The organism is Pseudomonas sp. P7779 (genome assembly GCF_013386315.1).
Lineage (GTDB): Bacteria > Pseudomonadota > Gammaproteobacteria > Pseudomonadales > Pseudomonadaceae > Aquipseudomonas.
In genome coordinates, this window is record NZ_JACARZ010000087.1 from 30,314 (window position 1) to 49,191 (window position 18,878).

Genomic DNA, 18,878 nt, shown 5'->3' on the forward strand with positions numbered 1-18,878 from the left:
CCAAAATCTTGGGAGCGCTGCGCACTCCAGCGGGAGCAAGCTCCCTCGCCACAGATGCAGTACTCAGCCTCAGTTATGCGAGGCTTTTGCTCACCACTTCAAACACATCGCTGGACAGCTCGCCCGAAGCGCGAATCCGCTCCAGCTCGCCTTTCATCAGCGCCTGCCGCACGCTGTCGTACTTGCGCCAGCGGGTCAACGGCGCCAATTGCCGCGAAGCAATCTGGGGGTTGAAGCCATTCAACTGGATCACCAGGTCCGCCAGGAACCGATAACCCGAACCATCCGCCGCGTGGAAGTTGATCAGGTTCTGCCCGGCAAACGCGCCCACCAGTGCCCGCACCTTGTTCGGGTTCTTGATGTTGAACGCAGGGTGCTGCATCAACGTCTTGACCCGCTCCAGCGCGCCCGGCAAACCATTGCCCGCCTGCACGCTGAACCACTGGTCCATGACCAGCGGGTTGTCCTTGAAGTTCTCGGCAAACACCGCCAGCGCCTTGGCTTTCTCTTCTTCGAACGGCGAGTTGACCAGCACCGCCAGGGCCGTCAGGCGCTCGGTCATGTTGTCGCACGCGTCGAACTGTTCAAGGGTCGCCGCCAGCACTTCCGGCTTGCCGCTGAGCATCAGGTACGACAGCGCAATGTTCTGCAAGGCGCGACGGGCAAAGTGTTCCGCCTCGGCCACATACGGGGTTTTCTTCGACAGGTCGCGATTGGCCTGGTAACGCAGCCACAGGCCTTCGAACAGGTTGTCGGCCAACTGCTTGCGAGCAAACTCGCGGGCCGCGTGGATGGCGTCGACATCCGCCACTTCGCTGATTTCGGTCAGGTAGGCTTCGCTCGGCAGCGAGAGCATCTCGGCGACCATCGCCTGGTCCAGGCTTTCGTCGCTCAATACGCTGCGCAGTGCAGTGATCAGGCGTTGATCCAGCACCAGCGCCTTGCCCTGCTGATGTTGGGCGATCAGCTCCTGCAACACCTGCACCGACAGCTGCTGGCCGGCGTCCCAGCGATTGAAGCCATCGCTGTCGTGCTGCATCAGGAACATCAGTTGGTCGCGGTTATACGGGAAGCTCAGCTTCACCGGCGCCGAGAAGCCACGCAGCAGCGACGGCAGCGGGTGCTCGGCGATGTCGACAAAGGTGAAGGTCTGTTCGGCTTCGGTCACCGAGATCACGCGGGACGTGGCGCCGGCAGCGGTTTCACCGGCCAGGCGCAAGGCGATGCCCGCGCCCTTCCCGTCCAGCAGGCCCAGCTCAACCGGAATCACGAACGGCAGTTTTTCCACCTTGTCCGGGGTTTCCGGGCAGCTTTGACGGAAGGTCAGGCTGTAGGTTTTAGCCACCGCGTCGTAGGACTCGCTCACCGCCAGGCGTGGCGTACCGGCCTGGCTGTACCAGCGCTTGAACTGGGTCAGGTCAGCGCCGTTGGCGTCTTCCATGGCCTTGATGAAGTCATCGCAGGTCACAGCCTGGCCGTCGTGGCGTTCGAAGTACAGGTCGCTGCCTTTGCGGAACCCTTCGGCGCCGAGCAAGGTTTGGATCATACGGACGACTTCCGAGCCCTTTTCGTACACGGTCAGGGTGTAGAAGTTGGAGATCTCGATAAAGCCGTCCGGACGCACGGCGTGGGCCATGGGGCCGGCATCTTCGGCGAACTGGTGAGTGCGCAGATAAGCCACGTCCTGGATGCGCTTGACGGTGGCCGAATTCATGTCGGCAGAGAACTGCGAATCACGGAACACCGTGAAGCCTTCCTTCAGCGACAGCTGGAACCAGTCGCGGCAGGTCACGCGGTTGCCCGACCAGTTGTGGAAGTATTCGTGGGCAACAATCGCCTCGACCCGTTGGTGCGCGGCGTCGGTGGCGGTTTCGGCACGGGCCAGCACGGCGCTGGAGTTAAAGATGTTGAGGCCCTTGTTTTCCATGGCGCCCATGTTGAAGTCGTTGACCGCGACGATCATGAAGATGTCGAGGTCGTACTCACGGCCATAGACTTCTTCGTCCCAGCGCATGGATTTCTTCAGGCTGTTCATGGCGTGCTGGCACTTGTCGATGTTTTCCGGCTCGACATAGATACGCAGCGCCACGGTGCGCTCGGTCATGGTGGTGAAGGTGTCTTCGACACACCACAAATCACCGGCCACCAGTGCAAACAGGTACGCCGGTTTCTTGAACGGGTCTTCCCAGGTCGCCCAGTGCCGGCCATCTTCGCCAGGGCCGGAAGCAATCGGGTTGCCATTGGACAGCAATACCGGATAGCTGTGCTGCTCGGCGATCACCGTGGTGGTGAACACGCTCATCACGTCCGGGCGGTCGAGGTAATAAGTGATCTTGCGGAAACCTTCGGCCTCGCACTGGGTGCAGAACATGCCGCCGGATTTGTACAGGCCTTCCAGGGCGGTGTTGGTTTCCGGGTGGATCTTCACCGTGGTGTCGAGGGTGAAGGTCGCGCTGGTGGGGTGCACGGTCAGGTGGCTGTCGCTCAACTGGTAGTCGGCGTCGGTCAGTTCCTGGTCGGCCAGGTTCACCGACAGCAGCTCCAGCTGCTGTCCATCCAGCACCAGCGGCGGCAGGCCGGCGCCGCGCTCGGGGTTGCGGCGCATCACCAGCTGCGCGTGGACCAGGCTATGGTCCTCGAACAACTCGAAGGTCAGGTGCGTCTCGTCGATCAGGTAATCCGGCGCCTGATAGTCCTTCAGGTAAATCATCTTCGGCTGTTCGGTGCGCATGTCTGTCGTCCTTCTACTGATGCACGGCGAGCTGGTAGGCCGTGTATTTACGAATATTGATCACGCCGGTATCGAAGATCAGGTATTGGCCCTTGATCCCCATCAGCGTGCCTTCGGCAATCGGGTTCTTGTCCAGGTTGAAGCTGACGATCTTGGTCGGATACTGCTCGATCGGGTAGCGGATTTCGATCGGTTCGATGTCGGTCACCGGTTGGATGGCCTGCAGGCCAAAGCGTTCCTGCAAACCGAGCATGCCTTCGGCACAGCTGGCGAACAGTTCGTCGCGCACCTGCGCAAGGTCGACGGCCTGGGCATCGCCCTTGAGCAGCGCGCGCCAGTTGGTCTTGTCGGCCACCTGGCTGCGGAACAGGTCTTCGACGAAGCCCGACTGCTGGCGCGTGGCAACGCGCATGATCGGCAGCGCCTGGCTGGCGCCCTGGTCGAGCCAGCGGGTCGGCAGCTGGCTGGCGCGGGTGATGCCGACCTTGATCCCCGACGAGTTCGCCAGGTACACCACGTGGTCGGTCATGCAGAATTTTTCACCCCAGGCCGGATCGCGGCAGGTGCCGGCGTCGTAATGGCAGCGCTCGGGGCTCATGATGCACAGGTCGCACTGGGCCAGTTTGGTCATGCACGGGTAGCAGTAACCCTGGCTGAAACTGGTCTTGGTCTTGCGACCGCAATGGGTGCAATGGATCGCACCGAGGTATTCCAGGCGCACGGTAGTGCCGATCAATGGATTGACCGGCACCTCGGTGTCGCCCAGGCGAAACGCGTATTGAACGGTCGGCTCACCCAACTGCGCCGACATCTTGCTGACTGCACCACGGCCAATCTCAATCAATGGATGGCATCCGACTTGAACAGGATGTTCGGCACCGGCGCCGACTTCGAGGCGCATTCCTGCGGGCCCATGTAGCCGGTGCGCTGGTCTTCCGGCAGGTTCTGCAGTTCCCAGGCGATCACCGCCTGCAACGACAATTCACGCTGCTCGGCGGTGAGCTTGCGGCCATCGGACCATTTGCCGATTTCCACGGCGAGCTTGAGGCTCTCGTAGATGTCCGGGGTGATGTTTTCGATCATTTCGACAAAAGAGGACATAAGACTCTTCCTTAACTAAATAGGAGACATTTTGCGGCGGCTGTACAAGCCACACAACAAACCGGTCAGGCAACCCATCACCAGGCCACCCACGTGGGCCGCGTTGGCGATTTCGCCGAAGCCGATCATCGAGACCAGGCCCGACAGGCACAGCACCAGCCACACCAGCATCATCACCAACACCCCGCGAGGCAGGCGATACATCGGATTCGGCGACACCCACTGATAGATCCAGCAATGCCCGAGCAAGCCATACAGCACGCCGGACAACCCGCCAAACAGGCCGGGACCACCAAAATAGTATTGAGCGTAGTTCGACACCAGGCTGAACAGCAGGGTCAGGCCCAGCAGGTTGATGCTGCCCTGGCGCAACTCGATGCGCCGCCCCAGTTCCCAGTACCACATGCCGTTCATGGCCAGGTGCAGGATGCCGAAGTGGATCAACATCGGCGTGACGAGGCGCCACCACTGTCCCGACGCCAGGCTGTCGGTCAATGGCGTGAAACGGATGTACTCGCCTGCCACGCTGAACGGCAGGAAGGTCAGCCAGCTCATGGCTTGCAGGTTATCCCCCAGCAACGTAACGGCGCCGACGATGATGCTCAGCAGCAACACCAACGCGGTCACCGGGCTGTGGCGAAGCTGCTGGGCAAACCCGGGCCGCCTGGTCGACGTCGCCTGCTCGGGAATGTCCAGTTGCTGGTCCGGGTCACCGGCCGGAAAGCGCTGATACAGGACCTTCACGTCTTCACTGATGGAGTCAGGCACCCACAGCACCTGCTCCCCGGCTTCTTCGCTGACGCGATGGGGCACTTGCATGCGTTGCAGAAGCTTGACGAAACCACTCAAATCCACCGCCAGCGGCAGGCGTAATACAGCAACGGTACTCATGAAATAACCTCAGGGCGCTCGACATCGACCCAAACAAATTTACGCGGGTCCAGGCGGGTTTCCTGATCCAGCCGGTACGCCACCAACTTGCCGTACAGCACCGCGCTGTAGTCCAGGCAGGCCAGGTTCGGGCGGATCGGCGCCGGTTTGCCGCTGCGCCAGTAGTGGCCGACGAACAGCAATGGCTCGTCGACGCCGTAGCGCAGCAGGGAATTCTTTTCAGTGGACGACAGCGGCGTGGCGGCCACCGGTTCCGGCAGCGCATCGGGCTGAAACACGATGTCGCCGTAGGTTTTCGGGTCGTCTTCCCAGAACTTGGTACGGAAGAACGAGCGCGTCAGGCCGTCGCCGCCGGTGAGGGTCAAGCCGTCCGGCAGGCGCATGTCGGTGCCGCGCAACAGGCGGTCGAAGGCATTGCTGGCGAAACTGCCAGGCACGGCGGCGGCTTGCAAGAAGTGTTCGTCGATGCAGCCGTCCGGGAAATGCGCGCGCAGGGGCTCGATAAAGCCGTTGTCCCAGCAAGCGTGCACTACGCGGAATCGCCCGGCGTCGACAAACAGCGGCATGTCATAGAACCAGCCGAGGAAATCGTGCCAGTCTGCCGGGTGCTGTTCGAACTGGGTCAGGGTCTCGTGGATCAACCGCGCGTGGCGTGGCGTGTGCTCGCGCACAAACTGCTTGCCGCTGCCTGGGGCGGCGGGCGTGCTCCAGCCCAGCGCGTTGAACTCATGGTTGCCCATGATGCACAGTGCCTGGCCGGCCTCGGTCATGTCGTGGACGATATGCAGCGCCTCGCGAATGCGCGGGCCACGGTCGATGATATCGCCGAGGAACACGGCCATTCGCAACGGATGGCGCCAGGTGCCGCCCTGCTTGTGGTAACCCAATCGGTCGAGCAAGTGCTCAAGGGTATGAGCGCAACCGTGCACGTCACCAATCAGGTCGTAGCTACGCGCGGGATCGAGCATCAGTCGCCTCCACCCCCCAAGCGGCTGCCCCAGCCCAGCTTGGTCCGGCACACTTCGTAGTAGTTGTGGTCCAGCGGGTGGATCAACCGCAACTTCTGTGCCTTTTTGCTCACGGTGATGGTGTCACCGGGGGCGCAGGTGAAATGGTTCTGCCCGTCGCAGGAGACTTGCGGGTAGATCTGCATGTCTTTTGACACCACGATTTTCAGCTCACTGTTGCCATCGACCACGATAGGCCTGCTGGACAACATATGGGGATACATCGGCACGATCACAATGGCATCCAGCTTGGGATGCATGATCGGCCCACCGGCCGACAGCGCGTAGGCCGTGGACCCGGTCGGCGTGGCGACGATCAGGCCGTCGGCCTTCTGGCTGCACACGAACTGGCCGTCGATGTACAACTCGAACTCGATCATCCGCGTCGACTTGCCGGGGTGCAGCACCACATCGTTGAGGGCGTCGCCCTGGCCGATGGCTTCGCCGTGGCGGCGCACTTCGGCTTGCAGCAGGAAGCGGTTTTCCACCAGGTAGTGGCCGTCCAGCACCTTGGCCACTTCGACTTCCAGCTCGTCGGGGCGAATATCGGTGAGGAACCCCAGGCTTCCACGGTTGATCCCCAGCACCGGCACGTTATGCCGCGCCAGCGCCCGGGCGGCGCCCAGCAGGCTGCCGTCGCCGCCCACCACGATCACCATGTCGCAGACTTCACCGAGCATCTTGCGCGACGAGGTCTGCAGGCCATGGCCCGGGAGGATTTCAGCGATGGTGTCTTCGAGGATCACGTGCAGGTGGCGCTCGAGCAGAAACTTTTTCAGTCGGCGGACGGTGTCCAGCACCTGGGTACTGCCCAGGCGACCGATAATGCCGATATTGCGAAATTGCTCCATGGGGCTCCTGCGGGGTTCGGGTTCTGCAAAAAAGAACGATTATGGGCGAAAGCCGGCGTTACACAAAATCCTTTGTCGCCGCAAACCCCAGACGACAACGGTTCTCAGCCCCCTTCCCGGCTGTAAAAGGCTATGCTCGGACCATGACTCTGTTCCCTGATTTGCAGCACCTGCCCCGCCAACTGCGTCACCCCGAGGTGCGCGATCTCGCGTGGGTGATGCTCGCCCCGCCGATGCTCGCGCAAACGCCGTGGCCACAACGCCACCCGCTGACCGGCAGCGACTGGGTGCAGGCGCCGCATTTGCTGGAGCAGTGGCTGCGCCAGCTGGACCAGGACAGCAGTGCCTTGCTGCATTGGCTGAGCCAGGCACGCACCCGCCGGCTGGGGTTGTATTACGAACGGCTGTGGCAATTCGCCGTGCAACATGCGCCGGGCGTGGAGCTGCTGGCGGCCAACCTGCCGATCCGCCAGGCCGGGCATACCCTGGGCGAGCTGGACATGCTGCTGCGCGACCGTGACGGTGTGCATCATCTGGAACTGGCGATCAAACTCTACCTCGGGCCCCAGGACGGTGATGGCCGGGACACCGCGCAATGGCTCGGCCCCGGCTGCCACGACCGGCTCGACCGCAAGCTGGCCCACCTGGCCCAGCACCAACTGCCGATTTCCGCCCGGCCGGAGAGCCGCGAAGTCCTGGCCGCGCTGGATATCCAGACCTTTGATGCCCATCTGTGGCTGGGCGGTTATCTGCTCTACCCATGGCCGGGCATGGCGCAGGCGCCGCAGGGCGCGCATCCCCAACACCTGAATGGCCGCTGGCTGCATCAGCGCGATTGGTCGAGGTTTATCGAGCAAAGCCCGGCAGGACGCTGGCAACCGCTGCCCCGCCACGCATGGCTGGCGCCGGCGCACTACCCGGCGAACGAAGCCTGGGACGCGGCCCGGATGCAACACTGGCTGACCGAGCTGGACCCCATGGCGCCCGCGCAGTTGCTGGTGCGCCTGGTGGAAAACAGCGAAGGCGAATGGGAAGAAGCCGAACGGTTGTTTCTGGTGGCGGATCTGTGGCCGAACGTGCCGGCGCTTACAGGTTATCGATATGCCGATAGTCAATCTGTAACCCCATAGCCAGCTGCTTTGAACGGCCCAACCGAATCGGGCCGCGCTCGATGTCCACCAGCAAGCCCGGGCAGTCCAGCGGCGGCAAACCCGCCACATCCTTCAGCCGCCCATCGGTGATCACCAGCAACCGCTGCTGCTCCACCGGGTAACGCTTGCGACGAGCCGCCAACCAGTGCCCCGCTTCGTTCAGCGCTGCCAACAATGGCGTGCCACCGCCTGCACCGAGGCCATCAAGCCAATGACCAAGCCCTTTTGCCGCCTTTAATCCCTGCACCTGCCACTTTGGCGATTGCCCGCTCGCGGTGAGCAACGCCATGCGCGCCCGCTGTCGATAGGCATCGTCGAACAGTTGGGCCAGTAATCCCTTGGCATCACTCAGCGCCTGATGCCGCCGGGTTGAGGCCGAAGCATCGACAATCACCAGCCACAGCTCATGGGGCGTACGGCTACGCAGTTGATACAGCAAATCTTCGCGGCGTTGCGGCCGCCCGCCGAGCAAGGTACCCGGCCAGTTGATCGAACCTTCGGCCGCGCTGCGCGCCTGGCCACGCCGGCCCTTGTTCAGTCGACCCGCCTTGGGCCGTGCATCCGCCCCTGCGTCAGGTTTGGGGCGGATGCCTAGGGCTTTTTTGGCCAGGTGGGCACATCACGGCGAGCGCCTATCGGCAAGGCGGGTGCGGGCATGTTGCCCCACTGGCCCTGGTCTTCAGGTGCATCATTGGGCTTGGGTGATTGACCGCCAGCGGGCGGCGTTGCAGGCGGGGATTGCTCCTGACGACGATGGCGCAGGGCAAATTCCGCGACCGCTTCGATATCTTCTTCGCTGATAGCCGTCGCGCCCCGCCAGGCCGCATGGGCACGTGCGCCACGCAGCCAGACCAGGTCGGCGCGCAAGCCATCGACCCCAGCGGCAAAGCAGCGCTCGGTAATCTGCGCCAGCGCCTGGTCATCCAACGGGATGCTATCCAGCAAGGCGCGGGCCCGGGTGCAGCGCTCACGCAACGCGGCCTGCCGGTCGGCCCATTGCCCGCAGAAACCCTGAGGGTCGCTGTCGAAATCCAGGCGGCGACGGATGATCTGCCCGCGTTCGGCCGGCTGGGTGTGCCCGCTCAGCGCTACGTTGAAACCAAACCGGTCGAGCAATTGCGGGCGCAGCTCGCCCTCTTCCGGGTTCATGGTGCCGATCAGCACAAAACGCGCCGAATGCCGGTGGGAAATCCCGTCGCGCTCGATCAGGTTGGTGCCGCTGGCGGCCACGTCCAGCAGCAGGTCCACCAGGTGGTCGGGCAGCAGGTTGACTTCATCGACATAGAGCACGCCGCCGTCGGCCTTGGCCAGCACGCCGGGGGAAAACTGTGCGCGGCCCTCACTGAGTGCCGCGTCCAGATCGAGTGTGCCCACCAGCCGCTCCTCGGTGGCGCCCAACGGCAGCGTGACGAACTGGCCGCTGGCGAGCAGGTCCGCCAGGCCACGGGCCAGGGTGGACTTGGCCATGCCCCGCGGGCCTTCAATCAGCACGCCACCGATCTTCGGGTCGATGGCCGTCAGGCACAGGGCCAGTTTCAAGTCGTCGGCGCCGACCACGGCGGACAGCGGGAAATGTGGAATGTCGGTCATCAACTGCCTTCTTCTATATCCAACAACAGGTTTTCCAACGCCTCGCGGTACGCCCCAGGCTCCTGCCACATGCCGCGTTGCTGGGCTTCAAGCATGCGTTCGGTCATGTCCCGCAGGGCATCCGGGTTGTGCTGCTGCACAAAGGCGCGGGTGTCCGGGTCCAGCAAGTAGGCATCCGCCAGCAACGCGTATTGATGATCGTCGATCAACGCCGTCGTAGCGTCGAACGCGAACAGATTATCCACGGTGGCCGCCATCTCGAACGCGCCTTTATAGCCGTGGCGCTTCACCCCTTCGATCCACTTCGGGTTGGCCGCCCGGGCACGAATCACCCGGTTCAACTCTTCCTTCAACGTGCGGACTTTCGGCAAGTCCGGCTGGCTGTGGTCACCATGATAGCTGGCGGCCTTGTCGCCGCTAAGGGTTTCCACGGCTGCAAGCATGCCGCCCTGGAATTGGTAGTAATCATTGGAGTCGAGCAGGTCATGCTCGCGGTTGTCCTGGTTCTGCAACACCGCCTGCACCTGGCTCAAACGCTGGGCAAACTGTTCGCGGGCGGCGGTGCCTTCGTCGGAGCCGCCATAGGCGTAGCCGCCCCAGTTCAGGTAAACCTCGGCCAGGTCTTCGCGGCTCTGCCACAAGCGCCCATCAATCGCGCCCTGCACGCCGGCACCATAGGCACCGGGCTTGGCACCGAAGATCCGCCAACCAGCCTGCTTCGCCGCCGCGTCCTCGTCCAGGCCCGACAGGCGCAAAGCCTCGCGCTCACTGCGCACCTTGGCCGCCAGCGGGTTCAGGTCATCCGGTTCGTCCAGCGCAGCCACGGCTTGCACCGCCGCATCGAACAGGCGGATCAGGTTGGCGAATGCATCGCGGAAGAAGCCCGACACGCGCAAGGTCACATCCACCCGTGGCCGGTCCAGTAGGCTGATGGGCAGGATTTCAAAGTCATCCACCCGCTGGCTGCCCGTGGCCCATACCGGGCGCACGCCCATCAGCGCCATGGCCTGGGCGATATCGTCGCCACCGGTGCGCATGGTGGCGGTGCCCCACACCGACAGGCCGAGCTGGCGCAAGTGGTCGCCATGATCCTGCAGGTGACGCTCAAGAATCAGGTTCGCCGACTGGAAGCCGATGCGCCAGGCAGTGGTGGTGGGCAGGTTGCGCACATCCACCGAGAAAAAGTTACGACCGGTAGGCAACACGTCCAGACGGCCCCGGCTCGGCGCGCCGCTGGGCCCGGCCGGGACGAAGCGCCCGCTCAAGGCATCCAGCAACCCGCGCATTTCCGCCGGGCCGCAGGCATCCAGGCGTGGCGCGACGACGATGCGCAAGCTCTCGATCACCGCCTTGACGTCTTCCCAGCCGGGCTCTTCAAGCTGCTCCACGGCACCTTCCAGCGCCTGCTCGATCAAGCGCGCGGCATACAGCTCCAGGCGTTCACGGGTGTCGCCGGCAGTGCGCCACAACTGCGTGTCGATCTTCTGCAACACCACTGGCCGGCGCCCGGTCCACGGCTCGGCCAGGGCGCAGTCCAGCGGATCGAAGCCCAGGTCGAAGGCCTTGGCCAATACCCGCAGCAGGCTCGATTGCGGCCCGCGCCCATCGCCACGCGGAATACGCAACAACGCCAGCAAGGTGTCGATGCGCAAGCGGCCCTCGGGTGACTCGCCGAAAATGTGCAGGCCATCGCGAATCTGCGACTCCTTCAAGTCACACAGGTAGGTGTCCAGGCGCGGCAGCCAGATCGCCGCATCGGCGTCGCTGTCGAGGTTTTCGTCCAGGGCCAGTTCCTGGTCGATGCGGGTTTCGCGCACCAGCTTGAGGATGTCCTTTTGCAGTTCGCGGGCACGTCGTGGGTCGAGCAATTGCGCTTCGTAATACTCGTCGGCCAGCAGCTCCAGGTCGCGCAGCGGCCCGTAGGTTTCGGCGCGGGTCAGCGGCGGCATCAGGTGATCGATGATCACGGCCTGGGTGCGGCGCTTGGCCTGGGCGCCCTCGCCCGGGTCATTGACGATAAACGGGTAGATATTCGGCAGCGGCCCCAGTAGTGCGTCGGGCCAGCAGTTCTCGGAAAGCCCGACGCCCTTGCCCGGCAGCCATTCCAGGTTGCCGTGCTTGCCAACGTGGATCACGCCGTGGGCGCCGTAGGTGTGGCGCAACCAGAAGTAGAACGCCAGGTAGCCATGGGGCGGCACCAGGTCCGGGTCGTGATAAACGGCACTGGCGTCGACCTGGTAACCCCGGACCGGCTGGATGCCGACGAAGGTCAGGCCCAAACGCAGGCCCGCGATCATCATGCGCCCGTCGCGGAACATCGGATCGCTATGAGGCGTACCCCAGCGTGCCAACACGGCCTGGCGATTGGACTCGGGCAAGCGGTTGAACATCGCCTCGTAGTCATCCAGCGCCAGGCTCTGATGACACGGACGCAAGTCGAGGCTGTCCAGGTCGTTGCTGACGCCGCCCAAGAGCGCCTGGATCAGTGCCGTTCCACTTTCCGGCAGCTCGTCCGGCAGCGGATAACCTTGGATTTTCAGTGCCCGCAGGATATTCAGCGCGGCGGCTGGGGTGTCGAGACCCACGCCGTTGCCGATACGTCCGTCCCGGGTCGGGTAGTTGGCGAGGATCAGCGCGATACGCTTTTCGCCATTCGGCACCCGCGCCAGTTCGACCCAGCGCCGCGCCAGTTCGGCGACAAAGTCCATGCGCTCCGGCTGTGCGCGATAGCACACCACATCCGACTGGCTGCGCTCGCTGCGCCAGGCCAGGTCCTTGAAGCTGATGGGCCGGCTGATGATGCGCCCGTCCAGTTCCGGCAACGCGATGTGCATCGCCAGGTCACGTGGGCCGAGGCCTTGCTCGCTGGCCTGCCAGCCGGGCTCGTTGTCCTGGGCGCAAATCGCCTGGATCACCGGGATATTGCGGCGAAACGGCCGCAGGTGCGGCGCTTCGGGGCTGGACTGGGCAAAACCGGTGGTGTTCAGAATCACCGAGGCGTGCACCTCGTCCAGTAAATCCTCGACCACGGTCAGGCAGCCGGGCTCTTTCAAACTGGCCACCGCCATCGGCAGCGGGTTGAGACCCGCGGCCTGCAAGCGCTGGCAAAAAACATCAATAAAGCCGGTGTTGGCCGCCTGCAAATGGGAGCGGTAGAACAGCACCGCCGCCACGGGAAAATCAGCTTGCCAGTCAGCCTGCCAATCGTTGAGACGGGCATTGGCTTTATGCGGATGATAAATCGCCGTGCGCGGCAGGGTTTGCGGCTCGCTCCAGGCGTAATCGCGGCCAAGGTAGCCGGCGGCCAGGCAACGATAGAAATCCAGCGCATTCCCCAAACCACCCTGGCGCAGGAAGTGCCAGAGCCGGTCACGTTCCTCGGCGCCCACGGTGCTGAGGCCACTGAGTTCCGGGTCCGGGCGATCATCCCCCGGCACCAGGATCAGCTGCACGCCGCGCTCGGCCAACTCCACCAGGCGCTCGATACCGTAGCGCCAATAACCGATGCCGCCGTGCAGCGAAATCAGGATGACCTTGGCGTGGCGCAGCACCTCATCCACATACAGGTCGACCGAAGCATGGTTCTGCACCTGCATCGGGTTGGCCAGGCGCAGGCTCGGGTAATCATCGGGCAACTGCTGGGCCGCTTCGGCCAGCAGCGCCAGGCTGGAATCACCGCTGCACAGGATCACCAGCTCGGCGGGGGTTTGCCCAAGGTCGGCGATGTTGTCATCCGAAACGAAACCGCCGGGCTGGGTCCTGAGCAGATGCATGGTTTAAACGCTGAGGGCAGCGCGCAGTTGCGCTTCGAGCAACGCGGCGTCGAGTTCCTGGCCGATCAGCACCAGGTGCGTGGCGCGCGGCTCATCGGCGCGCCAGGCGCGGTCGAAGTGCTTGTCGAAACGCGTGCCCACGCCCTGGATCAGCAGGCGCATCGGCTTGTTCGGGATCGCCGCGAAGCCCTTGACCCGCAGGATGCCGTGCTTGACCACCAGTTGGGTCAGGGCGTCCAGCAGCAGGCTTTCGTCGGCCTGGGGCAGTTCGATGGAGATGGAGTCGAAGGCATCGTGGTCGTGGTCGTCTTCACCTTCGTGGTGATGATCGTGATGGCTGTGGCGGCCATCGATGTGTTCTTCCGAGCCCGCGCCCAGGCCGATCAATACGTCCAGCGGCAGGCGACCGCTGCTGGCTTCGATGATTTTTACCGCCGGCGGCAGTTCTTCTGCCACTTCCAGGCGCACACGGGCCAGGTCTTCAGGGCTGATCAGGTCGGACTTGTTGAGGATCACCAGATCGGCGCTGGCCAGTTGGTCAGCGAACAGCTCGTGCAGGGGGGATTCGTGGTCCAGGTTCGGGTCGAGCTTGCGCTGGGCGTCAACCTGGTCCGGGAAGGCGGCGAACGTGCCGGCGGCCACGGCTGGGCTGTCGACCACGGTGATCACGGCGTCAACGGTGCAGGCGCTGCGGATTTCCGGCCACTGGAACGCCTGGACCAAGGGTTTTGGCAGGGCCAGGCCCGAGGTTTCGATGAGGATATGGTCGAGGTCGCCGCGACGGGCCACCAGTTCGCGCATCACCGGGAAGAACTCTTCCTGGACCGTGCAGCACAGGCAGCCATTGGCCAATTCGTAGACGCGGCCGTTCGCCTCTTCTTCGGTACAGCCGATGGAGCATTGCTTGAGGATTTCACCGTCAATGCCCAGCTCGCCGAACTCGTTGACGATCACCGCGATGCGGCGCCCCTGGGCGTTATCCAGCATGTGGCGCAGCAAGGTGGTCTTGCCCGAGCCGAGGAAGCCGGTAACGATGGTGACGGGGAGTTTGGCCAGTGTTTTCATCGGATGCCCTTTGGGGCGGGCATACGGGACGAGTGGCCCTGCGCAGGTGCGCAGAAGCAGAATTCGCCACCGGATCACCCCGCCCGGTTGAAGTAGAAAATCGGTTGCGAGGCAGGTCTCCTGGCTTGGGGCTTGCCGGCGGTGATGCCGGCGCTGGCTGCGCCTTCCCGCCTTGTTCAGGCAGTGGCGTGGCAGTCAGATAAACCCTTTACAGTTGCGGGGGCAGCCGCGGCATTGACCGCGTTCCCTTCTTAGCTTCGGCCTGGGCCGAAGAACCTCGAAGGTGCAAGGCTACGCAGTGCGCGGGGACGGGTCAATGTCCGAGCGTTTGGCACTAAGCAGCGCCAGGCGCTCCAGCATGCCTTCGCTCGCCGCCGGACCGGCCTGGACGCTGCATTGCTCGACGGACACGCGTGCACCGTCGGCGTCCACCACCGCCACTTCCACCGGGCGCCGGGTTTTCCGGTCGACCAATTGCAGACTTTCACCTTCGTTGGCGAAATGGCGGTTGCCCCAGCCGATGAACGCCATGATCACCACCCGGAAATCCTCGCCAACCGGCGTCGGTACGTACTCGAAACGGGGCGGCCGCTCGCTGTATTGCCGGCGCTCCAGCAGCCCCGCTTCCACCAGGCTGTTGAGCCGGCGGGTGAGCATGTTCGGAGCGATTTCCAGGCTCTGGGAAAACTCGTCAAAACGCCGCAACCCTTGCAGCGCGTCGCGCATGATCAGGATGCTCCACCACTCGCCTACCCGTTCCACTCCACGGGCTACCGGGCATTCGGCATTCACCAGCGACTTACGTTGCATTGCAGTTCCTCTGTGGGGCGGCTACGGAAATTTCAGCTATCGGATGTTACTTTCATAATGATAGTTTCGTCCATGCATTGCTACCAACCTGAAATTTGCGGAGCTAAGCGATCATGAGTAAGCGAATTGTTGTGACCGGCATGGGTGCAGTGACACCGCTGGCAACCGGCGTGGAACAGACCTGGAAGCGCCTGCTGGCCGGTGAATCCGGGATTCGCAGGCTACCCGAGGCATTGATCGGCGACCTGGCAATCAGCATCGGCGGCCAAGTGTTGGACCGCATCCAGGACCCTGAAGCCGGCTTTGACCCGGACACTGTCATCCCGGCCAAGGAACAACGCAAGATGGACCGGTTCATCGTGTTTGCCCTGGCCGCCGCGCAAGAGGCCCTGGCCCAGGCTGGCTGGAGTCCGCAGACGCCATCGCAGCAGGAACGTACCGCGACAATCATCGCCTCCGGCGTGGGTGGTTTTCCCGCGATTGCCGAGGCCGTTCGTACGGCTGACAGCAAAGGGCCTCGCCGCCTGTCGCCGTTCACGATCCCGTCATTCCTCGGCAACATGGCGGCCGGGCACGTGTCGATCCAGCATCAACTGAAAGGTCCGCTGGGCTCCCCCGTCACTGCCTGCGCCGCCGGCGTACAGGCGATTGGTGATGCTGCGCGAATGATCCGTGCCGGCGAAATCGACATCGCCGTGTGTGGCGGCGCCGAAGCCTGCATCCACCGGGTCAGCCTCGGCGGTTTTGCTGCGGCGCGTGCGCTGTCCAGCGATTACAACGACACGCCGGCATTGGCTTCCCGCCCGTTTGATCAAGGCCGCGACGGGTTTGTGATGGGCGAAGGTGCCGGGCTGTTGGTGATCGAGGAACTGGAGCATGCATTGGCTCGTGGGGCGACGCCTATCGCAGAGCTGGTGGGCTACGGCACCAGCGCCGACGCCTATCACATGACCTCGGGCCCGGAAGATGGCTCGGGTGCACGCAGGGCAATGGAATTGGCGATCGCGCAGGCCGGAATCAGCGCCGCACAGATCCAGCACTTGAACGCCCATGCCACGTCGACCCCCGTAGGCGACAACGGCGAACTGGCAGCGATCAATACGCTGTTCGGTGCAAATGCCAGCGTCGCGATCAGCGCCACCAAGTCGGCGACCGGCCATCTGTTGGGCGCCGCGGGCGGGATCGAGGCGATCTTCACCGTGCTCGCCCTGCGCGACCAGATTGCCCCGGCGACCCTCAACCTGGATAACCCGGACCCCGCCGCCGATGGGCTGGATATGGTCCGGGGCCAAGCTCGGTCGTTGCCGATTGAATACGCGATTTCCAATGGGTTTGGATTCGGCGGCGTGAATGCCAGCGTGCTGTTCAAACGCTGGCAATAACCCGGCGATTTGACGCCCATCGCCCGCCCATGCTCTCCTACACATCTTGTTTCGGGTGCCCTTCACAGGGTGAAACGGGAAACCGGTGAGTCATGTTCCTTTACTCAAGGGCGTGACGAGTCCGGTGCTGCCCCCGCAACGGTAAGCGAGTGAAGCATCAAAACCACTGTGCCTCTACGGCATGGGAAGGTGATGCTTTCAAGGCCCAGGCCCCTCGCAAGCCCGGAGACCGGCCCGAAAAAATCAGATAACAAACCCGCGGTGGGCGGGCGCTGTTCAGAACCCTGCGTGCCTGGCTCGCGGGGTTTTCATGCGCTCGTGTCACCCTGAAACCCTGAAGGGACGCGCCATGTCGATCATCAGCAGCACCGCCTCTACCGCCAGCACCACCGCCACCCTGAGCCAACGCCTGACTGCCGCCATCGGCGCGTCGATCCTCGGCGCGTGCCTGGTGTATTTCGCCGGTTTCTCGCACATCGAAGCGGTGCACAACGCCGCCCACGATACCCGCCACAGCGCTGCGTTCCCGTGCCACTGAGACCTGCCGACATGATCAAGCGTATTGCCCAAACCGCAGGTTTCACCGGCCTCCTGGCCGCCTTGCTGCTGACCTTGCTGCAAAGCTTCTGGGTTGCCCCGCTGATCCTGCAGGCGGAAACCTTCGAAAACGCCCCGGCCGCGACCGAAGTGCATGAACATGCCGATGCCACGGCCCACACCCACGACGCTGAAGCCTGGGAGGCGGAAGATGGCTGGCAGCGTGTGCTGTCGACTACGGGCGGCAACCTGGTGGTCGCCGTAGGTTTTGCCCTGATGCTTGCCGGCCTGTACACCCTGCGTGCACCGACCCGTACGGCCCAAGGCCTGCTATGGGGCCTGGCCGGTTACGCCACCTTTGTGTTGGCGCCGACCCTGGGCTTGCCGCCTGAATTGCCGGGGACTGCAGCGGCAGACCTGGCGCAACGGCAAATCTGGTGGATCGGCACTGCCGCTTCGACCGCTGCCGGTATTGCGCTGATCGTGTTCGGTCGTAACTGGCTGCTGAAAATCCTGGGCGTGGCGATCCTGGCTGTGCCCCATGTGATTGGCGCACCACAGCCGGAAGTCCACTCGATGCTGGCGCCGGAGGCTCTGGAAGCTCAATTCAAGATCGCCTCGCAGTTGACCAACGTTGCCTTCTGGCTGGCGCTGGGCTTGATCAGTGCCTGGCTGTTTCGCCGTAACCGTGATGGTCAGTATTCGGCATGATCCTGGCGGTTGGCCTGGGGTGTCAGCGGGGTTGTTCTGTCGACATCCTGCGTGAACTGTTCAACGCCGCCCTCGCCGAGGGTGGCATTGAGCGTCAGCGCATCACTGCGTTGGCCAGTCTTGATCGCAAGCGGGATGAGCCGGGGTTGCTGGCACTGGCTCAGGTTCTGGATTTGCCGTTGGTATTTTTCAGTGCGGAGCAATTGGCGCCCTATGAAGATCGACTGAGCCATAAGTCCGAGACGGTTTTTGCTCATACCGGCTGCTACGGCATTGCTGAAAGTGCCGCCCTGGCCCTGGCAGAACAGCTGTCTCAAAGCCCTGCCACCCTGCTGATCACCCGCAAAAAAACCGCCCAGGCCACCTTTGCATTGGCTTGCGCCGGCTGAATTCCCGATAATCGTCAGCTTTGATCATGAGCAATCTTCATCTGGAAGGCTGCTCGCGTGCTTTTTTTCACAGGAATGAATCCATGACTGTCTTTTTCATCGGCGCAGGCCCAGGCGATCCGGAATTGATCACGGTCAAGGGGCAGCGGCTGATTCGCAGTTGCCCGGTGATTATCTATGCCGGCTCGCTGGTACCGGCGGCGGTGCTTGAGGGGCATCAGGCGGAGCTGGTGGTTAACAGTGCGGAGTTGCATCTGGAGCAGATCATTGGGCTGATCAAGACGGCCCATGAGAAAGGCCAGGATGTGGCGCGGGTGCATTCCGGGGATCCGAGTTTGTACGGGGCGATTGGGGAGCAGATTCGGCTGTTGCGGGAGCTTGGGATTGGGTTTCAGATCATTCCCGGAGTGACGGCGGTGGCGGCGTGTGCGGCGTTGTTGGAGGCTGAGCTGACGTTGCCGGACATTGCGCAGAGTGTGATTTTGACGCGGTATGCGGATAAGACGGCGATGCCTGAGGGTGAGGTGTTCAGTAGCCTGGCGCAGCATGGGACGACCATGGCGATTCACCTGGGGGTGAATCATCTGGAGAAGATCGTGGCTGAGTTGGTGCCTCACTATGGGGAGGATTGTCCGATTGCGGTGGTGCATCGGGCGACCTGGCCGGATCAGGATTGGGCCATTGGTACGCTGGCGGATATTGCCGGGAAGGTGGCAGCCAAGGGGTTTCGGCGTACGGCGTTGATTCTGGTGGGTCGGGTTTTGGCCAGTGACAGTTTTGGTGAGTCGTCGTTGTATCGCGCGGGGCATGCGCATTTGTATCGGCCCTGAGGGGGGATGGGGTACATATCCGTTATTTAGGTAACGGCAGCTTATGGTTCCGCTCTTAC

Annotated in this window: 17 protein-coding genes and 2 riboswitches; of the genes, 6 read left to right on the plus strand and 11 right to left on the minus strand. The window is 63.2% G+C overall.

The window, feature by feature from the left end; translation table 11 throughout:
- Positions 1 to 73: 73 nt before the first annotated feature.
- From pepN to HX869_RS24050, 6 genes are read right to left on the minus strand one after another with little or no spacing between them, the layout of a single operon-like run.
- Positions 74 to 2,731, minus strand: a complete 2,658-nt coding sequence (gene pepN, locus HX869_RS24025) for an aminopeptidase N (protein WP_177023399.1) — start codon at positions 2,729 to 2,731, stop codon at positions 74 to 76.
- Between the two features lie 13 nt (positions 2,732 to 2,744).
- Positions 2,745 to 3,575 (minus strand): DUF2797 domain-containing protein, encoded by an 831-nt coding sequence (locus HX869_RS24030; RefSeq protein WP_003217902.1) that lies wholly within the window; start codon positions 3,573 to 3,575, stop codon positions 2,745 to 2,747.
- Complete coding sequence (locus HX869_RS24035) at positions 3,572 to 3,832, minus strand: YeaC family protein (protein ID WP_003217900.1); 261 nt, start codon at positions 3,830 to 3,832, stop codon at positions 3,572 to 3,574. The genes HX869_RS24030 and HX869_RS24035 overlap by 4 nt, the downstream gene beginning before the upstream one ends.
- Before the next feature lie 15 nt (positions 3,833 to 3,847).
- Positions 3,848 to 4,723 carry a rhomboid family intramembrane serine protease gene (locus HX869_RS24040; RefSeq protein ID WP_178903753.1) on the minus strand — a complete coding sequence of 292 codons (876 nt, stop codon included), beginning with the start codon at positions 4,721 to 4,723 and terminating at the stop codon, positions 3,848 to 3,850.
- Positions 4,720 to 5,694, minus strand: coding sequence for a metallophosphoesterase (locus HX869_RS24045; protein ID WP_178903758.1), 975 nt, complete (start codon positions 5,692 to 5,694; stop codon positions 4,720 to 4,722). Before HX869_RS24045 ends, HX869_RS24040 begins: the two co-directional genes overlap by 4 nt.
- A complete protein-coding gene (locus HX869_RS24050; RefSeq protein ID WP_003217892.1) occupies positions 5,691 to 6,581 on the minus strand; it encodes an NAD(+) kinase in 891 nt (296 codons plus the stop codon). The genes HX869_RS24045 and HX869_RS24050 overlap by 4 nt, the downstream gene beginning before the upstream one ends.
- Positions 6,582 to 6,724: 143 nt before the next feature.
- Here HX869_RS24050 and HX869_RS24055 point away from each other — a divergent pair, with 143 nt between their 5' ends.
- Complete coding sequence (locus tag HX869_RS24055; protein ID WP_177029461.1) at positions 6,725 to 7,711, plus strand: DUF1853 family protein; 987 nt, start codon at positions 6,725 to 6,727, stop codon at positions 7,709 to 7,711.
- Here HX869_RS24055 and HX869_RS24060 read toward each other — a convergent pair.
- From HX869_RS24060 to HX869_RS24080, 5 genes are all read right to left on the minus strand, one after another.
- On the minus strand, positions 7,668 to 8,270 hold the full coding sequence (locus HX869_RS24060; RefSeq protein ID WP_032898884.1) for a VWA domain-containing protein: 603 nt from the start codon (positions 8,268 to 8,270) through the stop codon (positions 7,668 to 7,670). The two genes, HX869_RS24055 and HX869_RS24060, sit on opposite strands and share 44 nt — an antisense overlap.
- Positions 8,271 to 8,323: 53 nt before the next feature.
- Positions 8,324 to 9,322, minus strand: a complete 999-nt coding sequence (locus HX869_RS24065; RefSeq protein WP_178903754.1) for an ATP-binding protein — start codon at positions 9,320 to 9,322, stop codon at positions 8,324 to 8,326.
- The gene (cobN, locus tag HX869_RS24070) at positions 9,322 to 13,095 is read right to left on the minus strand and encodes a cobaltochelatase subunit CobN (protein ID WP_178903755.1); all 3,774 of its coding nucleotides are present in this window, start codon (positions 13,093 to 13,095) and stop codon (positions 9,322 to 9,324) included. The genes HX869_RS24065 and cobN overlap by 1 nt, the downstream gene beginning before the upstream one ends.
- Before the next feature lie 3 nt (positions 13,096 to 13,098).
- Entirely contained in the window at positions 13,099 to 14,160 is a 1,062-nt protein-coding gene (gene cobW / locus HX869_RS24075) for a cobalamin biosynthesis protein CobW (protein ID WP_003217887.1), read from the minus strand.
- Between the two features lie 92 nt (positions 14,161 to 14,252).
- Positions 14,253 to 14,455: riboswitch (cobalamin riboswitch) on the minus strand.
- A complete protein-coding gene (locus tag HX869_RS24080) occupies positions 14,452 to 14,970 on the minus strand; it encodes a helix-turn-helix domain-containing protein (RefSeq protein ID WP_003217886.1) in 519 nt (172 codons plus the stop codon). Its footprint overlaps the riboswitch before it by 4 nt.
- 113 nt (positions 14,971 to 15,083) lie before the next feature.
- On the opposite strand from HX869_RS24080, the gene fabF reads away from it, so the two are divergent.
- The 5 genes from fabF (at position 15,084) to cobM (ending at position 18,819) form a co-directional block, all read left to right on the plus strand.
- Positions 15,084 to 16,352 carry a beta-ketoacyl-ACP synthase II gene (fabF, locus tag HX869_RS24085; protein ID WP_087694357.1) on the plus strand — a complete coding sequence of 423 codons (1,269 nt, stop codon included), beginning with the start codon at positions 15,084 to 15,086 and terminating at the stop codon, positions 16,350 to 16,352.
- Between the two features lie 36 nt (positions 16,353 to 16,388).
- Positions 16,389 to 16,605, plus strand: a riboswitch (cobalamin riboswitch).
- Positions 16,606 to 16,701: 96 nt separating this feature from the next.
- Positions 16,702 to 16,890: a CbtB-domain containing protein gene (locus HX869_RS24090; protein WP_003217883.1), complete on the plus strand. Its 189-nt coding sequence runs from the start codon at positions 16,702 to 16,704 to the stop codon at positions 16,888 to 16,890.
- Between the two features lie 11 nt (positions 16,891 to 16,901).
- A complete protein-coding gene (locus HX869_RS24095) occupies positions 16,902 to 17,600 on the plus strand; it encodes a CbtA family protein (protein WP_178903756.1) in 699 nt (232 codons plus the stop codon).
- On the plus strand, positions 17,597 to 17,989 hold the full coding sequence (locus HX869_RS24100) for a cobalamin biosynthesis protein (protein WP_003217881.1): 393 nt from the start codon (positions 17,597 to 17,599) through the stop codon (positions 17,987 to 17,989). Before HX869_RS24095 ends, HX869_RS24100 begins: the two co-directional genes overlap by 4 nt.
- An 83-nt stretch (positions 17,990 to 18,072) precedes the next feature.
- Positions 18,073 to 18,819: a precorrin-4 C(11)-methyltransferase gene (cobM, locus tag HX869_RS24105; RefSeq protein WP_008431975.1), complete on the plus strand. Its 747-nt coding sequence runs from the start codon at positions 18,073 to 18,075 to the stop codon at positions 18,817 to 18,819.
- The last annotated feature ends 59 nt before the right edge of the window (positions 18,820 to 18,878 follow it).

Bases quoted from the DNA above. Each gene is read 5' to 3' on its own strand.
- fabF (WP_087694357.1), top strand. From the start codon at position 15,084: ATGAGTAAGCGAATTGTTGTGACCGGCATGGGTGCAGTGACACCGCTG.
- cobN (WP_178903755.1), bottom strand. From the start codon at position 13,095: ATGCATCTGCTCAGGACCCAGCCCGGCGGTTTCGTTTCGGATGACAAC.
- HX869_RS24040 (WP_178903753.1), bottom strand. From the start codon at position 4,723: ATGAGTACCGTTGCTGTATTACGCCTGCCGCTGGCGGTGGATTTGAGT.
- HX869_RS24065 (WP_178903754.1), bottom strand. From the start codon at position 9,322: ATGACCGACATTCCACATTTCCCGCTGTCCGCCGTGGTCGGCGCCGAC.
- HX869_RS24055 (WP_177029461.1), top strand. From the start codon at position 6,725: ATGACTCTGTTCCCTGATTTGCAGCACCTGCCCCGCCAACTGCGTCAC.
- HX869_RS24035 (WP_003217900.1), bottom strand. From the start codon at position 3,832: ATGTCCTCTTTTGTCGAAATGATCGAAAACATCACCCCGGACATCTAC.
- HX869_RS24080 (WP_003217886.1), bottom strand. From the start codon at position 14,970: ATGCAACGTAAGTCGCTGGTGAATGCCGAATGCCCGGTAGCCCGTGGA.
- HX869_RS24100 (WP_003217881.1), top strand. From the start codon at position 17,597: ATGATCCTGGCGGTTGGCCTGGGGTGTCAGCGGGGTTGTTCTGTCGAC.
- HX869_RS24095 (WP_178903756.1), top strand. From the start codon at position 16,902: ATGATCAAGCGTATTGCCCAAACCGCAGGTTTCACCGGCCTCCTGGCC.
- cobM (WP_008431975.1), top strand. From the start codon at position 18,073: ATGACTGTCTTTTTCATCGGCGCAGGCCCAGGCGATCCGGAATTGATC.
- cobW (WP_003217887.1), bottom strand. From the start codon at position 14,160: ATGAAAACACTGGCCAAACTCCCCGTCACCATCGTTACCGGCTTCCTC.
- pepN (WP_177023399.1), bottom strand. From the start codon at position 2,731: ATGCGCACCGAACAGCCGAAGATGATTTACCTGAAGGACTATCAGGCG.
- HX869_RS24050 (WP_003217892.1), bottom strand. From the start codon at position 6,581: ATGGAGCAATTTCGCAATATCGGCATTATCGGTCGCCTGGGCAGTACC.
- HX869_RS24090 (WP_003217883.1), top strand. From the start codon at position 16,702: ATGTCGATCATCAGCAGCACCGCCTCTACCGCCAGCACCACCGCCACC.